15 protein-coding genes are annotated in these 16,192 nt (G+C 61.6%); 5 read left to right on the top strand and 10 right to left on the bottom strand.

The features are described from left to right. Nucleotides 1–407: 407 nt before the first annotated feature. Nucleotides 408–878, bottom strand: a complete 471-nt coding sequence (locus ACZ89E_RS01575) for a hypothetical protein (RefSeq protein WP_476254685.1) — start codon at nt 876–878, stop codon at nt 408–410. Between the two features lie 441 nt (nt 879–1,319). Between ACZ89E_RS01575 and ACZ89E_RS01580 the strand changes: the two genes are divergently transcribed. Continuing rightward, complete coding sequence (locus tag ACZ89E_RS01580; protein ID WP_133838221.1) at nt 1,320–2,255, top strand: chemotaxis protein CheV; 936 nt, start codon at nt 1,320–1,322, stop codon at nt 2,253–2,255. A 91-nt stretch (nt 2,256–2,346) separates the two neighbouring features. After that, nucleotides 2,347–3,153 (top strand): MOSC domain-containing protein, encoded by an 807-nt coding sequence (locus ACZ89E_RS01585; protein WP_476254686.1) that lies wholly within the window; start codon nt 2,347–2,349, stop codon nt 3,151–3,153. Between the two features lie 72 nt (nt 3,154–3,225). Here the strand turns inward: ACZ89E_RS01585 and ppnP are convergent, their stop codons facing one another. The 8 genes from ppnP to ACZ89E_RS01625 all read right to left on the bottom strand — a co-directional run bounded on the left by ppnP (nt 3,226) and on the right by ACZ89E_RS01625 (nt 12,595). Further along, the gene (ppnP, locus tag ACZ89E_RS01590) at nt 3,226–3,510 is read right to left on the bottom strand and encodes a pyrimidine/purine nucleoside phosphorylase (protein ID WP_149661813.1); all 285 of its coding nucleotides are present in this window, start codon (nt 3,508–3,510) and stop codon (nt 3,226–3,228) included. 69 nt (nt 3,511–3,579) lie between these two features. Further along, nucleotides 3,580–4,122 (bottom strand): 3'-5' exonuclease, encoded by a 543-nt coding sequence (locus ACZ89E_RS01595; RefSeq protein ID WP_476254687.1) that lies wholly within the window; start codon nt 4,120–4,122, stop codon nt 3,580–3,582. 71 nt (nt 4,123–4,193) lie between these two features. Beyond that, entirely contained in the window at nt 4,194–6,155 is a 1,962-nt protein-coding gene (locus tag ACZ89E_RS01600; protein WP_476254688.1) for an acetyl/propionyl/methylcrotonyl-CoA carboxylase subunit alpha, read from the bottom strand. A 59-nt stretch (nt 6,156–6,214) separates the two neighbouring features. After that, the gene (locus ACZ89E_RS01605) at nt 6,215–7,012 is read right to left on the bottom strand and encodes an enoyl-CoA hydratase/isomerase family protein (protein ID WP_149661810.1); all 798 of its coding nucleotides are present in this window, start codon (nt 7,010–7,012) and stop codon (nt 6,215–6,217) included. Continuing rightward, entirely contained in the window at nt 7,009–8,166 is a 1,158-nt protein-coding gene (atuD, locus tag ACZ89E_RS01610; protein WP_476254689.1) for a citronellyl-CoA dehydrogenase, read from the bottom strand. Before atuD ends, ACZ89E_RS01605 begins: the two co-directional genes overlap by 4 nt. A 136-nt stretch (nt 8,167–8,302) precedes the next feature. Next, nucleotides 8,303–9,919: a geranyl-CoA carboxylase subunit beta gene (gene atuC, locus ACZ89E_RS01615; RefSeq protein ID WP_149661808.1), complete on the bottom strand. Its 1,617-nt coding sequence runs from the start codon at nt 9,917–9,919 to the stop codon at nt 8,303–8,305. A 3-nt stretch (nt 9,920–9,922) separates the two neighbouring features. Next, nucleotides 9,923–10,792, bottom strand: a complete 870-nt coding sequence (locus ACZ89E_RS01620) for an SDR family oxidoreductase (protein WP_149661807.1) — start codon at nt 10,790–10,792, stop codon at nt 9,923–9,925. Nucleotides 10,793–10,804: 12 nt separating this feature from the next. Beyond that, on the bottom strand, nt 10,805–12,595 hold the full coding sequence (locus ACZ89E_RS01625) for an acyclic terpene utilization AtuA family protein (protein WP_476254690.1): 1,791 nt from the start codon (nt 12,593–12,595) through the stop codon (nt 10,805–10,807). A gap of 190 nt (nt 12,596–12,785) precedes the next feature. Here ACZ89E_RS01625 and ACZ89E_RS01630 point away from each other — a divergent pair, with 190 nt between their 5' ends. The 3 genes from ACZ89E_RS01630 (at nt 12,786) to ACZ89E_RS01640 (ending at nt 15,414) form a co-directional block, all read left to right on the top strand. Then, a complete protein-coding gene (locus ACZ89E_RS01630) occupies nt 12,786–13,412 on the top strand; it encodes a TetR/AcrR family transcriptional regulator (protein ID WP_463258061.1) in 627 nt (208 codons plus the stop codon). Nucleotides 13,413–13,505: 93 nt separating this feature from the next. Continuing rightward, nucleotides 13,506–14,300, top strand: coding sequence for a substrate-binding periplasmic protein (locus ACZ89E_RS01635; RefSeq protein ID WP_178129280.1), 795 nt, complete (start codon nt 13,506–13,508; stop codon nt 14,298–14,300). Between the two features lie 100 nt (nt 14,301–14,400). Continuing rightward, nucleotides 14,401–15,414, top strand: a complete 1,014-nt coding sequence (locus ACZ89E_RS01640; protein ID WP_476254691.1) for a GNAT family N-acetyltransferase — start codon at nt 14,401–14,403, stop codon at nt 15,412–15,414. 134 nt (nt 15,415–15,548) lie between these two features. On the opposite strand, the gene ACZ89E_RS01645 is transcribed toward ACZ89E_RS01640, so the two are convergent. Then, a complete protein-coding gene (locus ACZ89E_RS01645) occupies nt 15,549–16,097 on the bottom strand; it encodes an RNA polymerase factor sigma-70 (RefSeq protein ID WP_149661803.1) in 549 nt (182 codons plus the stop codon). Between the last annotated feature and the right edge of the window lie 95 nt (nt 16,098–16,192).

Below are 16,192 nucleotides of genomic sequence, written 5' to 3' on the forward strand. Positions count from 1 at the left end.
AAACCAGAGGACGAAATCCAGCCATGAAGTTAGCGGGCTGCTCTCGTCTTGAATCACAGTGCCATTATTTGAAGCCAACTAATGGCCGGCATAATACCACTTAAGATACCGTTGGTCGCGTTTGGTATATATGTCCAGACAGTCAGGAATTACGTTATCTGGACGATGGTTCCATAATGGAAAAAGATTGGTTTCTTGCCTCTCGAATATAGTGAGCACGCCCGGGATATTTTTAAAGTCCGGCATTACCTGCGCTCGGAACAGACAGTCCGCGCACAACTAGATTAATTGTGTTTATTCAGCTGTCGCTGGCAGGTATGAACTATTCAATTGCGACATGGGCATTCTAGTTACGAGTCGGGGCTGGGCAATACGAGAACCAGGCGTCGTAGAGCGCCCCGGCAAATTTAAGCCTGCCGTTCCGAAAATGCCACGAGGGTGAGCGGCTTGGCGTGGGCCGGTGGCTGAAAGCGGCTTTGTCCGACCTGAAAGGCAAAGGCTTCGATCAGCGACGCCTGCTCGCTGTCATCGAGGCTCAACTGGCCGGTTGCAGGATCGATCAGTTCGAGTTGCCAGGCCATCAGCGTAAAGCAGTCTTTCAACGCCTCAAGGGCCTGCTCGTGCAGGGCCATGTGGTGTTGGGCATGGTTCAACAAGCCATGGATGTGCAGCGAAAACTCCGAGACTGCCTCCAGCGCCAGGGCATCGGCCTTGTTCGCCAGCTTGAGCAGGCTGCTGAGCATGCAGTCGATGGCGTCCGTATCATTGCTGATCAGTTGCAGATGACTGAGGCATTCCTCGGACTTGGCCAGGAGTGTTTCAGCCTCGACGAGAAACTCGGGAAGGCGTTGAGCCCCCTCTTTATGGTCGTTCGGCATACTTATTTCCACCACGTCATGGCTGATGAGGGAATGTCGTGTGTGTCGAAGATCACGAGTTGTCGCCCGAGCATGCTCCGCCTCGCTATTGCGTGCGCTGGATAACTCGAGAGGGTGGGGGGCCACTGACCTGCGATCGCACACAAAAGCCTGACTCCGTTCATGCAATGAGAATGGCGTCACATTAATGGCTATTGGATATTGCGAATATCAGGTTGGGCCTGATTGTTACTAGGGGAATCCCTTACGCAGGGGAACCTAACGTGCAAACCGAGGTCGCGCGGCAGGGGATGAAGCAGATGAAATCGCGAGGCCAGTAAAGCATGATGTTAATGTGACATCAATGCCTGGACGTGGCATTTTGTCTGGGGGTCAAGCTCTAGCAATAACAGCCGATAACCCTCTTTAGTGAATTCATCAGAACAAGCCCAGGAGTCATTGATGGCCGGCATTCTCGACACGGTAGACCAACGCACGCAACTGGTGGGTGAGAATCGCCTGGAAATTCTCATGTTCCGGCTGGCCGGGCGGCAATTGTTCGCAATCAACGTATTTAAAGTCCAGGAAGTGCTGCAACTGCCGAAACTGACCTTGATGCCCCAGCGCCATCCGTTTGTCTGCGGTGTGGTCAATCTGCGAGGCCAGACGCTGCCAGTGATCGACCTGTCCCAGGCCATCGGCATGCGTCCGTTGGTGCCAAGCCCCACCAGTACCATTATCGTCACCGAATACAACCGCTCGGTGCAGGCGTTCCTGGTCGGTGGCGTGGACCGCATCGTCAACATGAACTGGGAAGCCATCCTGCCGCCGCCGACCAGCGCCGGTCGCCAGCACTATCTGACCGCCATCAGCAAGGTCGATGACCAGTTGGTGGAAATCATCGACGTGGAAAAAGTCCTCGCTGAAATCGTCCCGTACAACGCCAAGGTCTCCAAGGAAAAACTGGATGATCCGGTGCTGGAACGCGCCCGTGGCCGTGAAGTGCTGCTGGTGGACGACTCCAACGTGGCGCTCTCGCAATTGCGCGACACCCTCGGCCAGTTGGGCGTGAAGATGCACATCGCCAGCGACGGCCTCAAGGCACTGAACATGCTCAAGGCCTGGGCCGATACCGGCGTGGTCATGACCGACAAGTTGCTGATGATCTTCACCGACGCCGAAATGCCGGAAATGGATGGCTACCGCCTGACCACCGAGATCCGCAACGACCCGCGCCTGCGAGGTCTGTATGTGGTCCTGCACACCTCGCTGTCCGGCAGCTTCAACGACTCGATGGTGAAAAAGGTCGGCTGCGACAACTTCCTCTCCAAGTTCCAGCCAGACAAACTCGTCGACGTGGTGCGCCAGCGCCTGATGCTCGACGAAGTGCCGGCCTGATCCCGACGCCAAAGGCTGACATCGCGTCAGCCTTTGATTCGGCGATCAAGCTCGTATAGGGTGGCGTTTTTTGCCCACCAGGGAGCTGGCCATGCTGCGTCTGAGCGCGCTTTATCGTTATCCGTTGAAATCCGGCAAGGGTGAGACCCTGCAACAGGTCAGCCTCGACAAACTGGGCCTGGACGGAGATCGACGCTGGATGCTGGTGGACGAGGCCAGCGGGCGCTTCCTGACCCAACGCGCGGTGGCGCAGATGAGCCAGTTGTCGGCGCTGTGGAATGCCGACGGCGGCCTGACCCTCAACGCCCCAGGCCATTCACCGATCGATATCGCCTTGCCCGGCAGCGACGCCGAACTGCGCGGCGTGACCATTTGGCGCGACACCTTGCGCGTGCCCGATGCCGGCGACGCGGCGGGGGCCTGGGTCAGTGAGTTCATCGGCAAACCGACACGGCTGGTGCAAGTGCCGCTGGATCGCGCGCGCACCACCCAGGCCGGCTACGGCAAGGACGACGATCAGGTGGCCTTCGCCGATGGTTTTCCGTTGTTGCTGATCGGCCAGGCGTCACTGGAAGACTTGTCGCAAAAAGTCGGGCGTCCATTGGAAATGCTGCGCTTCCGGCCAAATCTGGTCATTGAGGGCAGCGAGGCCTACGCCGAGGATGGCTGGAAGCGCATCCGCATCGGTGATGTCGAGTTCCGGGTGGTCAAGTCGTGCTCACGGTGCATCCTGACCACCATCGACCCGCAGACCGGCACCCGTAGTGATGATCGCGAGCCCCTGGCCACGCTGCAGAAGTATCGGGCCGAGGCGGACGGGGCGATGTTCGGCCAGAACCTGGTCAACGACAGCAACGGTCGACTGGAAGTCGGCATGCCGGTGACGATCCTCGAATAGCCGCCCCGTGAATGAAAAATGCCCGTGTCGTTGGACACGGGCATTTTTTTGTCGCTGTGAAAACCCAGGGGTTTAGCCGCGGTATTCGCACAGGTAAGCGGTGTCGACGGCGACTTTCAACTGGAACTTGCTGTTGGCGGGCACGTTGAACTGGCTGCCGGCGGCGAAGGTTTCCCAGTCGCTGCTGTCCGGCAGTTTGACGCTCAGGGCGCCGGTGACCACGTGCATGATTTCACGCTGGCTGGTACCGAATTCGTATTCGCCCGGTGCCATGACGCCGATGGTCGCCGGACCTTCAGCGGTGCCGAAAGCGATCGACTTGACGGTGCCGTCGAAGTATTCGTTGACTTTAAACATGGGCGATTCCTCGAAAAGGGCTGAAAAGGGCCGGCCAGTATGCACAACACCCCTGGCGCCGTCACCTTCCTAGAGGGGCAGCACCAGCGGTAGTAGCCGCGCGGTATTACGCGCATCTTCCAGCGCCCGATGCTGTTGCCCATTGAATTGCATGCCCGCCAGTTGCAGCGCGCCGTTGAGACCCAGCGGACGTTCCAGCCGCCGGGCCTTGGCGAAACGCTGCTTGAGGTTCATGTGCGGCACCTGGATCAGGAAGCTGTCGAGTTGCAGGCGTTGCCATTCCTGTAGCAGTTGCTTGCGATCGTAATCGCCCCAACTGGCCCAGCCTTCCAGGCGCGAGTGATGCTGGCCGAGCCAGCGCTCGAACGCCGGCCAGACCTCGGTCAGTGGCTGCGCGGTGTCGATATTGGCCTGGGTGATGTGAGTCAGCTCCCGACAAAACGGCGTCAACAAAGGCCGGCGCGTCGGGCGTACGAAGCGCTGGAACTGGTCCAGCTCTCGACCTTTTCGGTCCACCAGGGTGGCACCGATTTCGATGATTTCCATTTCTGTAACTGGCCAGCCGCCCTCATCGGTGGTGGCTTCCAGATCAATGACCAACCAGTGAGGCATCGCAGGGTTCCTGGTATCCGCGTGCTGATAGGGCTTGAGCGTAGCCAAACCCGGCGGATCCGCCTAGCGCCTTATTCGACCTCCAGCAAAATCTGGCGATTTTTGACCTGATCGCCGACCCGTACCTGCAACCGTTTAAGCACGCCGTCGATGCCGGATTTGAGCGGATGCTCCATTTTCATCGCCTCCAGCACCACCAGGAGCTGGCCCTTGCTGACCGGGCTGCCCTCACTGACCAGCACATCGACGATCGCCCCGTCCATTGGCGCCTTGAGCGTGCCGGAGCTGATGCTGGCCTGACTGCTGACCGGCAACTGCGTGCGATCCTCCAGGCGCAGGCTGCCGGGGCGGGTGAACAACCACAGTTGCCCGGCGTCGAGGCGATAGGCATGGCGCTGGCGGATGCCGTCGATTTCCAGGGTGGCCTGGTGTCCGTCGCAATGAATCATCTTCAGGGCGAGTTTCCGCTCGCCGACCTGCAGCCGGTATGGCTCGTCTGGCACCGCGTTCAGTTCCACGGCCCAGTCCTTGTCTTCCACGCCGAGGCGGTAGTGCAGCGGCACACTGGCGTTGTTGCGCCAACCGGCCAATGGCGCGCGGTGCTGTTGCGCACAGGCGTGATAGAGCAGCGCCGCCGCGATCGCCAGTTCTTCAGCGCTCGGAACATGGGCGTGCAGGCAAGGATGGTCGGAAAAATGCGTCGGGATAAACCCGGTGCCGAATTCACCGCGGATAAATTGCGGGTGTTGCAGCAGGCTGGCGAGCAGACGCTGATTGCTTTGCACCCCCAGCAACACGCTGTCCTGCACCGCTCGCAGCAGCTTGCGCCGGGCTTCTTCGCGGGTGGCGCCGTGGGCGATCAGCTTGCCCAGCAAAGGGTCGTAGAAGGGGCTGATGTGCTGGCCGTCGATCAGGCCATGGTCGATGCGCACGCCACCGTGCATCGCCGGTTCCCAGGCACTGATCTGCCCGGTCTGCGGCAGGAAACCCCGGGCCGGGTCTTCGGCGTACAGGCGCACTTCCAGGGCATGTCCGTTGAGCTGCACCTCCTCCTGGCGCAGCGGCAGCGGCAGGCCTTCGGCGACGTGCAACTGCCAGGCAACGAGGTCGAGGCCGGTGATCAGTTCGGTCACCGGGTGTTCCACCTGCAGCCGGGTGTTCATCTCCAGAAAGTAAAACTGCCCGCGAGCGTCCAGCAGGAATTCCACGGTGCCGGCGCCGACATAGTTCACCGCTCGCCCGGCCTTGAGCGCCGCTTCGCCCATGGCCTGGCGCAGATCGGCCGTCATGACGGGGCAGGGCGCTTCCTCGATGATTTTCTGGTGCCGGCGCTGGATCGAACAGTCGCGTTCGCCGAGGTAGATCAGGTTGCCATGCTGGTCGCCGAACACTTGCACCTCGACATGGCGCGTATCGATCAGCGCTTGCTCAAGGATCAGCTCGTCATGGCCAAACCCGTGCAGGGCTTCGGAGCGGGCGGTGCGCAGTTGCTCCAGCAGATCACTGGCGTCGTGGACCAGGCGCATGCCGCGCCCGCCACCGCCGGCGCTGGCCTTGATCATCAGTGGATAGCCGATGCGTTCGGCTTCGCGGCTCAGGGTGGCGTCGTCCTGCTCGGCGCCTTGATAGCCTTTGATGCAAGGCACGCCGGCCGCGAGCATGGCGAGTTTCGACAGGCGTTTACTGCCCATCAACTCGATGGCTTCGGGGCTGGGGCCGATGAAGGTGATGTTGGCCTGTTGGCAGGCAAGGGCGAACCCGGGGTTTTCCGAGAGGAAGCCGTAGCCGGGGTGGATTGCATCGGCGCCGGTGCGGCGGGCCGCCTCGATAATGGCCGGGATGTTCAGGTAGGACTGCTGCACCGGGGCCGGGCCGATGTTCACGGCTTCGTCGGCCATTTGCACGTGCAGGGCATCGGCGTCGGCGTCGCTGAATACGGCGACAGTGCGGTAGCCCAGGGCCTGGGCGGTGCGCTGGATGCGGCAGGCGATTTCACCGCGGTTGGCAATCAGGATTTTGTTGAATCCGGGCATGGCTTATTCCCTTGGTTTTGCGGTGGATGTGACGGCCTCTTCGCGGGCAAGCCTCGCTCCTACAGGGCCCACCCCGGCTTACGCTTTTGCACAAAAGCCATCGTCCCCTCGACCCCTTCAACCCCGGACACCGCTTCGCTGAACCACTGCGCCGCTTGATCCAGCAAGGCATCGGAAGGTTGCCCGGCGCTCGCCAGCAACAGTTTTTTGGTCAAGGCATTCGCCCCCGGCGCGCAGCACAAGACATGGGCCAACACCTCTTCGAGGCGCTCGGCCAGGGCTTGCGCGTCGTGTTCGACAAAGTGCACCAGGCCCATGCGACGCGCGTGAGTGCCATCGAACCGCGCCGCCGTCAGGGCCAGCCGCCGGGCCTGGGTCAGGCCGATGCGCTGGACCACAAACGGCGCGATCTGCGCCGGCAGCAGGCCGAGGCTGGTTTCCGGCAAACCGAACTGGGCCTGATGATCGGCCAGCGCCACGTCGCTGACGCACGCCAGACCAAAACCACCGCCCAGCACTGCGCCTTGCAGCACGGTGATCACCACTTGCGGCGCGTGCTGCACTTCTTGCAGCAAGGCACCGAATGCCCGGTTCAAGTCGCGATAAGCCTCCGGCCCTTGGGCGCGGGCGTTGGCCATGTCCTTGATGTCGCCACCGGCGCAGAAGTGCCCGCCGGCACCGCCAATCACCAGGGCGCGAACCGCGTGGTCATCGCGCACCGCCGCCAGCACCGCGCGCAATTCGGCGACCATCTGCAAGCTCATGGCGTTGCGGCTTTCCGGGCGGTTGAGGGTGATGTGCAGCACGCCGTTGTGCAGTTCGAGCAACAGCGTCTGGCAAACCGGCAGGCTGTTCATTTCTTTTTCCCCGGCAGGGTGCCCATGAGTTTGCAGATGATCCCCAGCATGATTTCGTCGGCGCCGCCGCCAATCGATACCAGCCGCACATCGCGGTAAGCCCGGGCTACCGGGTTGTCCCACATGAAGCCCATGCCGCCCCAATATTGCAGGCAACTGTCGCTGACTTCCCGGCCCAGGCGTCCGGCCTTGAGTTTGGCCATCGACGCCAGGCGCGTGACGTCCTGGCCTTTGATGTACTGCTCGGTGGCCTGATAGACCAGCGCCCGCAGGCATTCGATTTCGGTTTGCAGTTCGGCCAGGCGAAAGTGAATCACCTGGTTGTCGATCAGCGCGTTGCCGAAGGTCTTGCGTTCCTTGCAGTACTCGATGGTGCTGTCGATGCAGTATTCCAGGCCCTTGATCATGTTCGCCGCGCCGAACAGGCGTTCTTCCTGGAACTGCAACATCTGCATCATGAACCCCGCGCCTTCATGGCCGATGCGGTTGCGTTGTGGCACGCGCACGTTGTCGAAAAACACCTGGGCGGTTTCCGAGCTGCGCATGCCGAGCTTGTCCAGGTGCGAACTCAGGCTGATGCCGGGCGTGTTCATCGGCACCATGATCAGCGACTTGTTGACGTGGGGTTTGTCGTCCGAGGTGTTGGCCAGCAGGCAGATGAAATCGGCGCTCGGCGAGTTGGTGATCCACATCTTGCTGCCGTTGATCACGTAGTCGTCGCCGTCCTTGCGCGCGGTGGTTTTCAGCCCGGCGACATCGGAGCCGGCGCCGACTTCCGAGACACCGATGCAGCCGACCTGCTCGCCGGTGATCGCCGGGCGCAGGAACTCTTCGCGCAATTCATCGGAGCCGAAGCGGGCCAGAGCCGGGGTGCACATGTCGGTCTGCACGCCGATGGACATCGGAATCCCGCCGCAATGAATGGTGCCGAACTCTTCGGCGGCGACGATCGAATAGCTGTAGTCCAGGCCCATGCCACCGAACTTCTCCGGCTTGGAAATCCCCAGCAAACCGAGGTCGCCGGCCTCGCGGAAAATCTCATGGATCGGAAAGCGTCCGGCCTTTTCCCATGCTTCGACGTGCGGATTGATCTCGTGATCGACAAACTGGCGAACGGTGCGGCGCAGTGCTTCGTGTTCCTGGGTGAAGATCATTTTTATTGTTCTCCTTATATCCATGATCGTTACCACGCTCAGCGTGGGAACGCCTCTATGGACGCTCTGCGTCCGCTTTGGAACGCGGAGCGTCCCGGGCTGCATTCCCACGCAGAGCGTGGGAACGATCAAACGATCAAAATCTGGCGACACCAAAACTGTTGGCTTGCAGCGGCCGAACCTCGGCCTCGTGGCAAATGTCCAGCAAGTAACCGAGCAAGGTCCGGGTATCCCGCGGATCGATCAGCCCGTCGTCCCACAAACTGGCGCTGCCATAAAGCGCAGTGGACTGGCTGTCGAGTTTCTGCGCGGTGACCTGCTCCAGCATGTCGAGCATTTTCGGGTCCGGCACCAGACCGTCCTTGAGCTGCTTGGCCTCGGTGACGATCCGCAGCACCTTGCCGGCCTGGGCGCCACCCATCACGGCGGTGCGACTGTTGGGCCAGGCAAAAATGAAACGCGGGTCCAGGCCACGGCCGCACATCGCGTAGTTGCCGGCGCCGTAGGAACCGCCGACGACGATGGTCAGTTTGGGCACCCGGGCATTGGCCACCGCCTGGATCATTTTCGCGCCGTGCTTGATCACCCCTTGCTGCTCCGATTCGGTGCCGACCATGAACCCGGTGGTGTTGTGGAAAAACAGCAGCGGCGTCTGGCTCTGGTCGCACAGCTGAATAAACTGCGCCGCCTTGCTTGCGCCCTTCGGTGTGATCGGGCCGTTATTGCCGATAAACCCGCAAGCGCGGCCCTGGATTTTCAGATGGCCGCAAATCGTCTGTTGATCGAACTCGCCCTTGAATTCCAGGAAGTTCGAGGCGTCGGCAATCCGGGCGATGATTTCGCGCACGTCGTAGGGTTTTTTCGGGTCATCCGGGATCAGCCCCAGCAGTTCGTCGATGGGGTAGAGCGGTTCTTTCCACTGCGGTTCGGGCAGCCAGGGCAACTGCTCGTTCCACGCCATCAGGCTGACAATCTCGCGCACCAGACGCACACCGTCGGCATCGTTTTCCGCCAGGTATTCGGCGGTGCCGGCGGTTTGCGCGTGCATCTCGGCGCCGCCCAATTCTTCATCGGTGGCGACTTCGCCCGTGGCGGCTTTGAGCAGCGGCGGGCCGGCGAGAAACAGCTTGGCCTTGCCGCGCACCACCACCACGTAATCCGACAACCCCGGCTGATAGGCGCCGCCGGCGGTGGCCGAGCCATGCACCACCGTGATCTGCGGCAAACCCATGGCGGACATCCGCGCCTGATTGGCAAAGCTGCGCGCGCCTTCGATGAAAATGTCGGCGGCGTAATTGAGGTTGGCGCCGCCGCTTTCGGCGAGGGTGATCACCGGCAGTTTGTTTTCCATGGCGATCTGTTGCAGGCGCAGGGATTTTTTCAAACCGCTGGGGGAAATGGTCCCGCCCTTGATCGCGCTGTTGTTCGCCACCACCAGCACCCGTGCGCCGGACACGTAGCCGATCCCGGCAATCAAGCCGCCGCCGGCCGAACTGCCATCCTTATCGTCGTGCAGCTTGTAGCCGGCCAGGCTTGCCAGTTCGAGGAACGGCGCGCCGGGGTCGAGCAATAGATTGAGGCGTTCACGGGGCAGCAATTGCCCGCGCTTGTCGAACTTGGCTTTGGCCTCCAAGGCCTTGTTCAGCAAATTCTGTTCGAGCTGACGGATATGCTCGATACCCACCAGCATCGCTGCACGGTTTTGCGCGAACTGTTCGCTGAAAGGGTCGATCTGGGACTCGATCACCGGCATGGCTTATTCCTTGTCCTTGAGTACGTCCGGCAAATAGGCGCGATGGAAGCCGTTGTACGACTCACTGTTCTGCGCCTTGTGAATCGGCCACGCCCGACCGCCCAGGCTCGCGGCGCCATCGATGCGCAAGGTGCTGCCACTGACGAACGCCGCCGCCGGGCTGAGCAGGAACACAATCGCCGCACTCACTTCCGATTCGGTGCCGATACGCTTGAGCGGTACATGTTCGCGCAGGGTCGGGATCACGGCCTTGAACGCGCCTTCGTAAGTGTCCATGCCACTGGAGGCGATCCAGCCCGGCGCCACGGCGTTGACCCGCACCCCGGCATAACCCCATTCGAACGCGGCGGTCTTGGTCAGGTTGTCCATGCCCGAGCGCGATGCACCCGAATGGCCCATGCCGGGCATGCCGCCCCACATGTCGGCGAGCATGTTGACGATGGCCCCGCCGTGTTTGCTCATGGACTGGTTGAACACTTCCCGGGCCATCAGGAAACCGCCCACCAGGTTGGTGCGCATCACGGTTTCGAAACCTTTCTGATTGATCGAGGCCAGGGGCGACGGGAACTGGCCGCCAGCGTTGTTGACCAGGCCATGGATCGGTCCGAACAGGCGGATCAACTCGCTGACCAGATGCTTGACCGCTTCTTCCTCGCGAATATCGCAGGTCTTCCAGTCCGCCTTGCCGCCGTCCTCGGCGATCTCGGTGGCGACGTTGCGCAGTTTGTCGGCGTTGCGCCCCACCAGCAGCACATGGGCGCCGAGGGCCGCGAGTTCGTGGGCGGTGCAACGGCCGATGCCGCTGCCGCCGCCGGTGACGATGATGGTGTGGCCGGCGAACAGGTCGGGTTTGAAAATCGAGTCGTAAGCCATGGCAGCGGTCCTCTAGTTGACCTGGTCGGCGATGCTCTGGGGCACCGGAATCTGGATCTCCAGCAGTTGCTGGGCGAAAGCCTTGCCTTGCGGATCGATCCGCAGGCTGGCCACGCCGCCACCGCCGAGGGCGTTTTCCAGCAGGAAGTTCAAGCTGTGGGTGCCGGGCAGGTACCAGCGCTCGACACGGCCGTGGACCGGGTCGAGCACGTGGCTCATCCAGTCGACGATTACTTCCGGTGTCAGCGCTTCGGCGATCCAGGGCAGGAACTGCGGCTGCCGCGCCATGACCCCGATGTTGCTGTGGTTGCCCTTGTCGCCGGAGCGCGCCACCGCGAGTTTGACCAGTGCCACGCTGGCGTCGGCCCGGCCCTGGGGTTTGGGCAATTCATGCGGGGCGGGCAGGGCGTCGGTGTCCAGCGGATCGAGGCTGGGCAGGGCGCAGGCGTGGCGCTGACCGTTGAGATCAATCTCCAGCGTGCAGGCGTTTTTGTCGATCAGGAACGAGAACAGCCGGATCAACGGATACACCGAAGGCCGCCCGCCAACGATCCCGGTCAACCCGGGTGCCATGCCGGTGGCGGCCTGGGCGATTTCCCGGGAGAACACGATCAGCGCCTGTTTGCTCGGGTGGCGCACGGCGAGTTTGATCACCACTTCGCGGCTGTCGTGGCGCTGGCCGTGGGGGCCGTAGGTGGCTTCGCTGCCGAGCAGTTCGATGTTCACTTCGCTGTAGGGTGCCCAGCCGCGCTGGCTGAAAATCTCTGACGTCTTGTTGATGATCGCTGCGCTGACCCGCCGTGCCTTGTCCACCGCATCGATGCCGGCGATCAGGCAACTGGCGGTGCAGCGGAAACCGTCGGGGTAAGTGGCGCTGACCTTGTATTGATCGGTCGGCGGCAAGCCTTTCGCGCCGTGGACCTGCACCCCATGCTTGCCCTGTTGCTGAAGCTTGACCTGGCTGAAATCGCAGACCACGTCCGGCAGCCGATAGGCCCGTGGGTCGCCGATTTCATAGAGCATCTGCTCGCCGACGGTCAGCGGCGTGACCAATCCGCCGGAGCCCTCGGGTTTGCTGACGATGAACTGGCTGTCGGCGCTGACTTCGACGATGGGGAAGCCGATGTGCTCGTAATCGGGCACCTCGCGCCAGTCGGTGAAATTGCCGCCGGTGCACTGGGCGCCGCACTCAATGATGTGCCCGGCCAGCGCGGCCTGGGCCAGTTTGTCGTAGTCGTGCCACGACCAGCCGAATTCATGCACCAGTGCGGCACTGACTACGGCGCTGTCGACCACCCGGCCGGTGATCACGATGTCCGCGCCCAGGCGCAGGGCTTCGACGATGCCCGGCGCGCCGAGGTAGGCGTTGGTGGACACGCACATCGGCGGCAACGGCGCGCCGCTGAACATCTCGCGCAGGCCTTGGCTGGCGAGTTGTTTGAACTGTGGTTGCAGGTCGTCGCCCAGCAGCACGGCAATCTTCAGTGCCACCCCGGCCTTGTCGCACGCCGCTTGCAGGGCGGCGGCGCAGGCCTGCGGGTTGACCCCGCCGGCGTTGCTGATGACGCGGATCTTCTGTTCGGCGAGTTGTGGCAGCAAAGGACCGAGGACTTCGATGAAGTCAGTGGCGTAGCCGGCCTGGGGATCTTTCATCCGGGCGCCGGCCATGATCGACATCGTGATCTCGGCCAGGTAATCGAACACCAGATAGTCCAGGCGCCCGCCTTGCACCAGTTGCGCAGCGGCGGTGCAGGTGTCGCCCCAGAAGGCACTGGCGCAACCGATGCGGATTGTTTTTGGCACAGTCGACTCCATGCTCAGCTCCGACAGAAGTGCTCCGAGACTACCAAGCAAGCGCTTGGTTTGTAAACGCCTGAAATATCTTCGGCCCAAGCGCTTGCTTGGTCGTCCCGGCCAGCTTAAATTGCCCGCGCAACCCCGCTGTTTTAGCGGCGAAGGGCGCATTTGACTGAACGACTGTAGGAGATAACGGGTGGACGAGCAAAAAGCCCTCGGGGTGATGCGCGAATTGGTCGACAACGGCCAATTGACCGACCCGGACAGCGCCCGCGGCAAACTGCTGCAAGTGGCGGCTCACCTGTTCCGCAATAAAGGCTATGAACGCACCACGGTGCGCGACCTGGCCGGCGCGGTGGGCATTCAGTCGGGCAGTATTTTTCATCACTTCAAAAGCAAGGACGAGATCCTGCGCGCCGTGATGGAAGAGACCATTCGCTACAACACCGCGTTGATGCAAGCGGCCCTGGCCGAGGCCGGCAACGTGCGCGAGCGAGTGCTGGCGCTGATCCGCTGCGAGTTGCAGTCGATCATGGGCGGTAGCGGCGAAGCCATGGCGGTGCTGGTCTACGAATGGCGTTCGCTGTCCGAAGACGGCCAGGTCCAGGTGCTGGCGCTGCGGGACATCTATGAAGCGATCTGGCTGCAGGTGCTCGGGGAAGCCAAGGAAGCCGGTTTTATCCGCGGTGATGTGTTCATCACCCGGCGGTTCCTGACGGGCGCCTTGTCCTGGACCACCACCTGGTTTCGCGCCGGCGGCAGCATGAGCCTTGAGCAATTGGCCGAAGAGGCGTTGATTCTGGTGCTTGAAGAGAAGCCGTGAGACGTCTATCTCGACGATAAACTGGCTAAGTAGGCGAAACCGCCTAGCTTGAATGCATTGATGCGTATTTTATTTGGGGAGTGGGTTGTTTTGATGTCTTCGCCAATGTGGACGGTGTCGCGGCTCTTGCTGGCGGCATTAGCGGTGCTATGGGTGTTGCCGTCCCAGGCGGCACAACTGGTGCGGGTCGGTGCTGCGCATTTCCCGCCTTACACCGTGCGCCCGGAGTCCGGCGCCGACACGGGCCTGCTGCCGCAATTGGTGGAAGCCTTGAACCAGTTGCAAACCGATTACCAGTTCGTGCTGGTGCCGACCTCCATCCCCCGGCGTTTCGGCGATTTCAAGCAAGGTCGGGTGGACATGGCGATCTTCGAGAACCCGGATTGGGGCTGGAAGGAGATTCCTCACACCACCGTCGACATGGGCCTGGAAGACGCCGAGATTTTTGTCGCCCAGCGCAAACCCGAGCGCCACGAGAGCTATTTTGCCGACCTCACGGGCAAGCGCCTGGCCTTGTTCAGCGGCTATCACTATGAGTTCGCCAACTTTAACGCCGACCCGAAATTCCTCGCGCAGAACTTCAACGCCACGCTGACCTATTCCCATGACAGCAACCTGCTGATGGTCTTGCGCGACCGGGCCGACATTGCTCTGGTCACGCGCTCTTACCTGAGCGATTACCTGCTGCGCAACGAGCAAGTCGCTGATCAACTGCTGGTGTCCCAGCGCATCGATCAGGTCTATCACCACTACGCGCTGCTCAGCCCGGCCGCGCCGATCAGTGGCCCGGCATTCAGCAAATTGCTGCAAGGCTTGCGCGATAACGGCCAGATGCTGAAGATCTTCCAGCCGTACAAGATTGCCGTGGTGCCGGTGCCAAAATCCTGAAAACCTGCCGCAGGTCGCGGATTTAACGCGTTCGCTTAAATTTCCCGCTCCGGCTCACGTCACATCGTTGAACTGTCGACGATTACTGTGAGCCCGACCCATGTCCAATCTGAATGACCTGACTGCCCTGGCCTTGCCGTCAGGGCGCAGTCTTGTAGCCGATGAAACCGAAAGCCGCCTGAGCCTCACCCTGGAAGGGCAGCCGCTGATCCGCTTGCGCCTGAGTCGTGAACCCGCGTTGCACATCGAAGTCGACGAACGCTTCGGCTTGCCAGCGGGTCAAGCTTTCTGGGCCGCCTGTTATTGGCTGTTTGCCCGGGATCCGGCGTGCCAGCGCCTGACCTGGCGCCTGGACGAGGCGCCCACCGAAGCGCTGTTCAGCGGTTTGCTGATCCCGACCGAAACGGCGGGCGAGTACCGCTGCGAACGCACCCTGTTCTGGCAGTTGCCGCAGCCGTGGCTCGGCGAATCGCTGACGGGTAGCTATCCGCAGCAGATGGTCAGCAGCGGCGGCAAGCGTCATCCCTTGCGCCGGGCCAAACCGCGCGGCGAAGTCTATCGACGTTTCGATGCGCGCCTGGGTGCGTGGGTGTCGTTGCGCACGGTCGAAATCGAACAGGATTTGCCGCGTTTCAATCGCTGGCAGAACAGCCCGCGGGTGGCCAGTTTCTGGCAGGAGGAGGGCAGTCTCGACAAACATCGCGAATACCTGAGCAAGCTCGACGCCGATCCGCACACGCTGACGCTGATCGGTTGTTTCGATGATCAGCCATTTGCGTACTTTGAAGCCTACTGGGCCAAGGAAGATCGCATCGCGCCGTTCTACGACGCCGGCGATTACGACCGCGGCATTCACATGCTGGTGGGTGAAGAAGCGCACCGCGGCCCGCACAAGGTGGCGAGCTGGTTATCGGCGCTGGTGCATTGCCTGTTCCTCGACGATCCGCGCACGCAGAAAGTCGTCGCCGAACCCCGCGCCGACAACGCAAAGATGATCGGGCACCTGCACAACCAGTGTTTCCACTGCGAGAAAGAATTCGACTTCCCGCACAAGCGCGCGGCGTTGATGGTGTTGGGGCGTGAGCGGTTTTTTGATCGGTGCAAATTGGCGTGAGGCGTAGGGCTCAAGATCCGTTGCGGTCTTGAGCCAGCCTTCGCGGGCAAGCCTCGCTCCTACAGGTGTGCGGTTGGCGCAAAACCTGTAGGAGCGAGGCTTGCCCGCGAACGGGGCGACGAAAATATCGGATCTCAACGACGGGCAAACGTATCCGCACGACTGCCCGACACTTTGCGGCAATGCACCAGCGCGTCGCGAATCATGAAGTTCACCAGGGTCGGCGAGACGCCGAGTTCCTTGGCGATGTCCTTTTGCGGCACGCCGTGCAAGCGGTACATCTCGAACGCGTAGCGCGTGCGGCTCGGCAGCTCGGTCAGCGCGTCGGCGATGTGCTCCAGGGTGGAGAAGTTGATGTGCGAGGTTTCCGGCGAAGCGCCCTGGATCACCACGTTCAAACCCTCTTCTTCAGGGCCGGAGTACTTCAGCTCCAGCGCCTGTTTACGGTAGTGGTCGATCGCCAGGTTGCGCACGATCTGGAACAGGTAGCTGAGCTGGGCCTTGATCGAAGACGTGATCTGCGGCGCCGATTGCAGCCGGAAAAACGCATCTTGCACCACGTCCTCAGCTCGCGAGCGGCAGCCGGTAATGCGGGCGGCAATTTTGACCAGAATCAGTCGGTTGTCGACAAAGGCCTGAAGTAGCGGTGAATCGCACCTGCTTGTGGATACTTGTTCCGTCATGGAAATCACCTTGCTGCAAATAGGGTTGTGGGACGACAAGCGTTGGGGAGCCGTCCTACACATCGAGCGACAAATTATGTTGAATGATAATGATT

Source organism: Pseudomonas sp. TE3899, assembly GCF_056279105.1.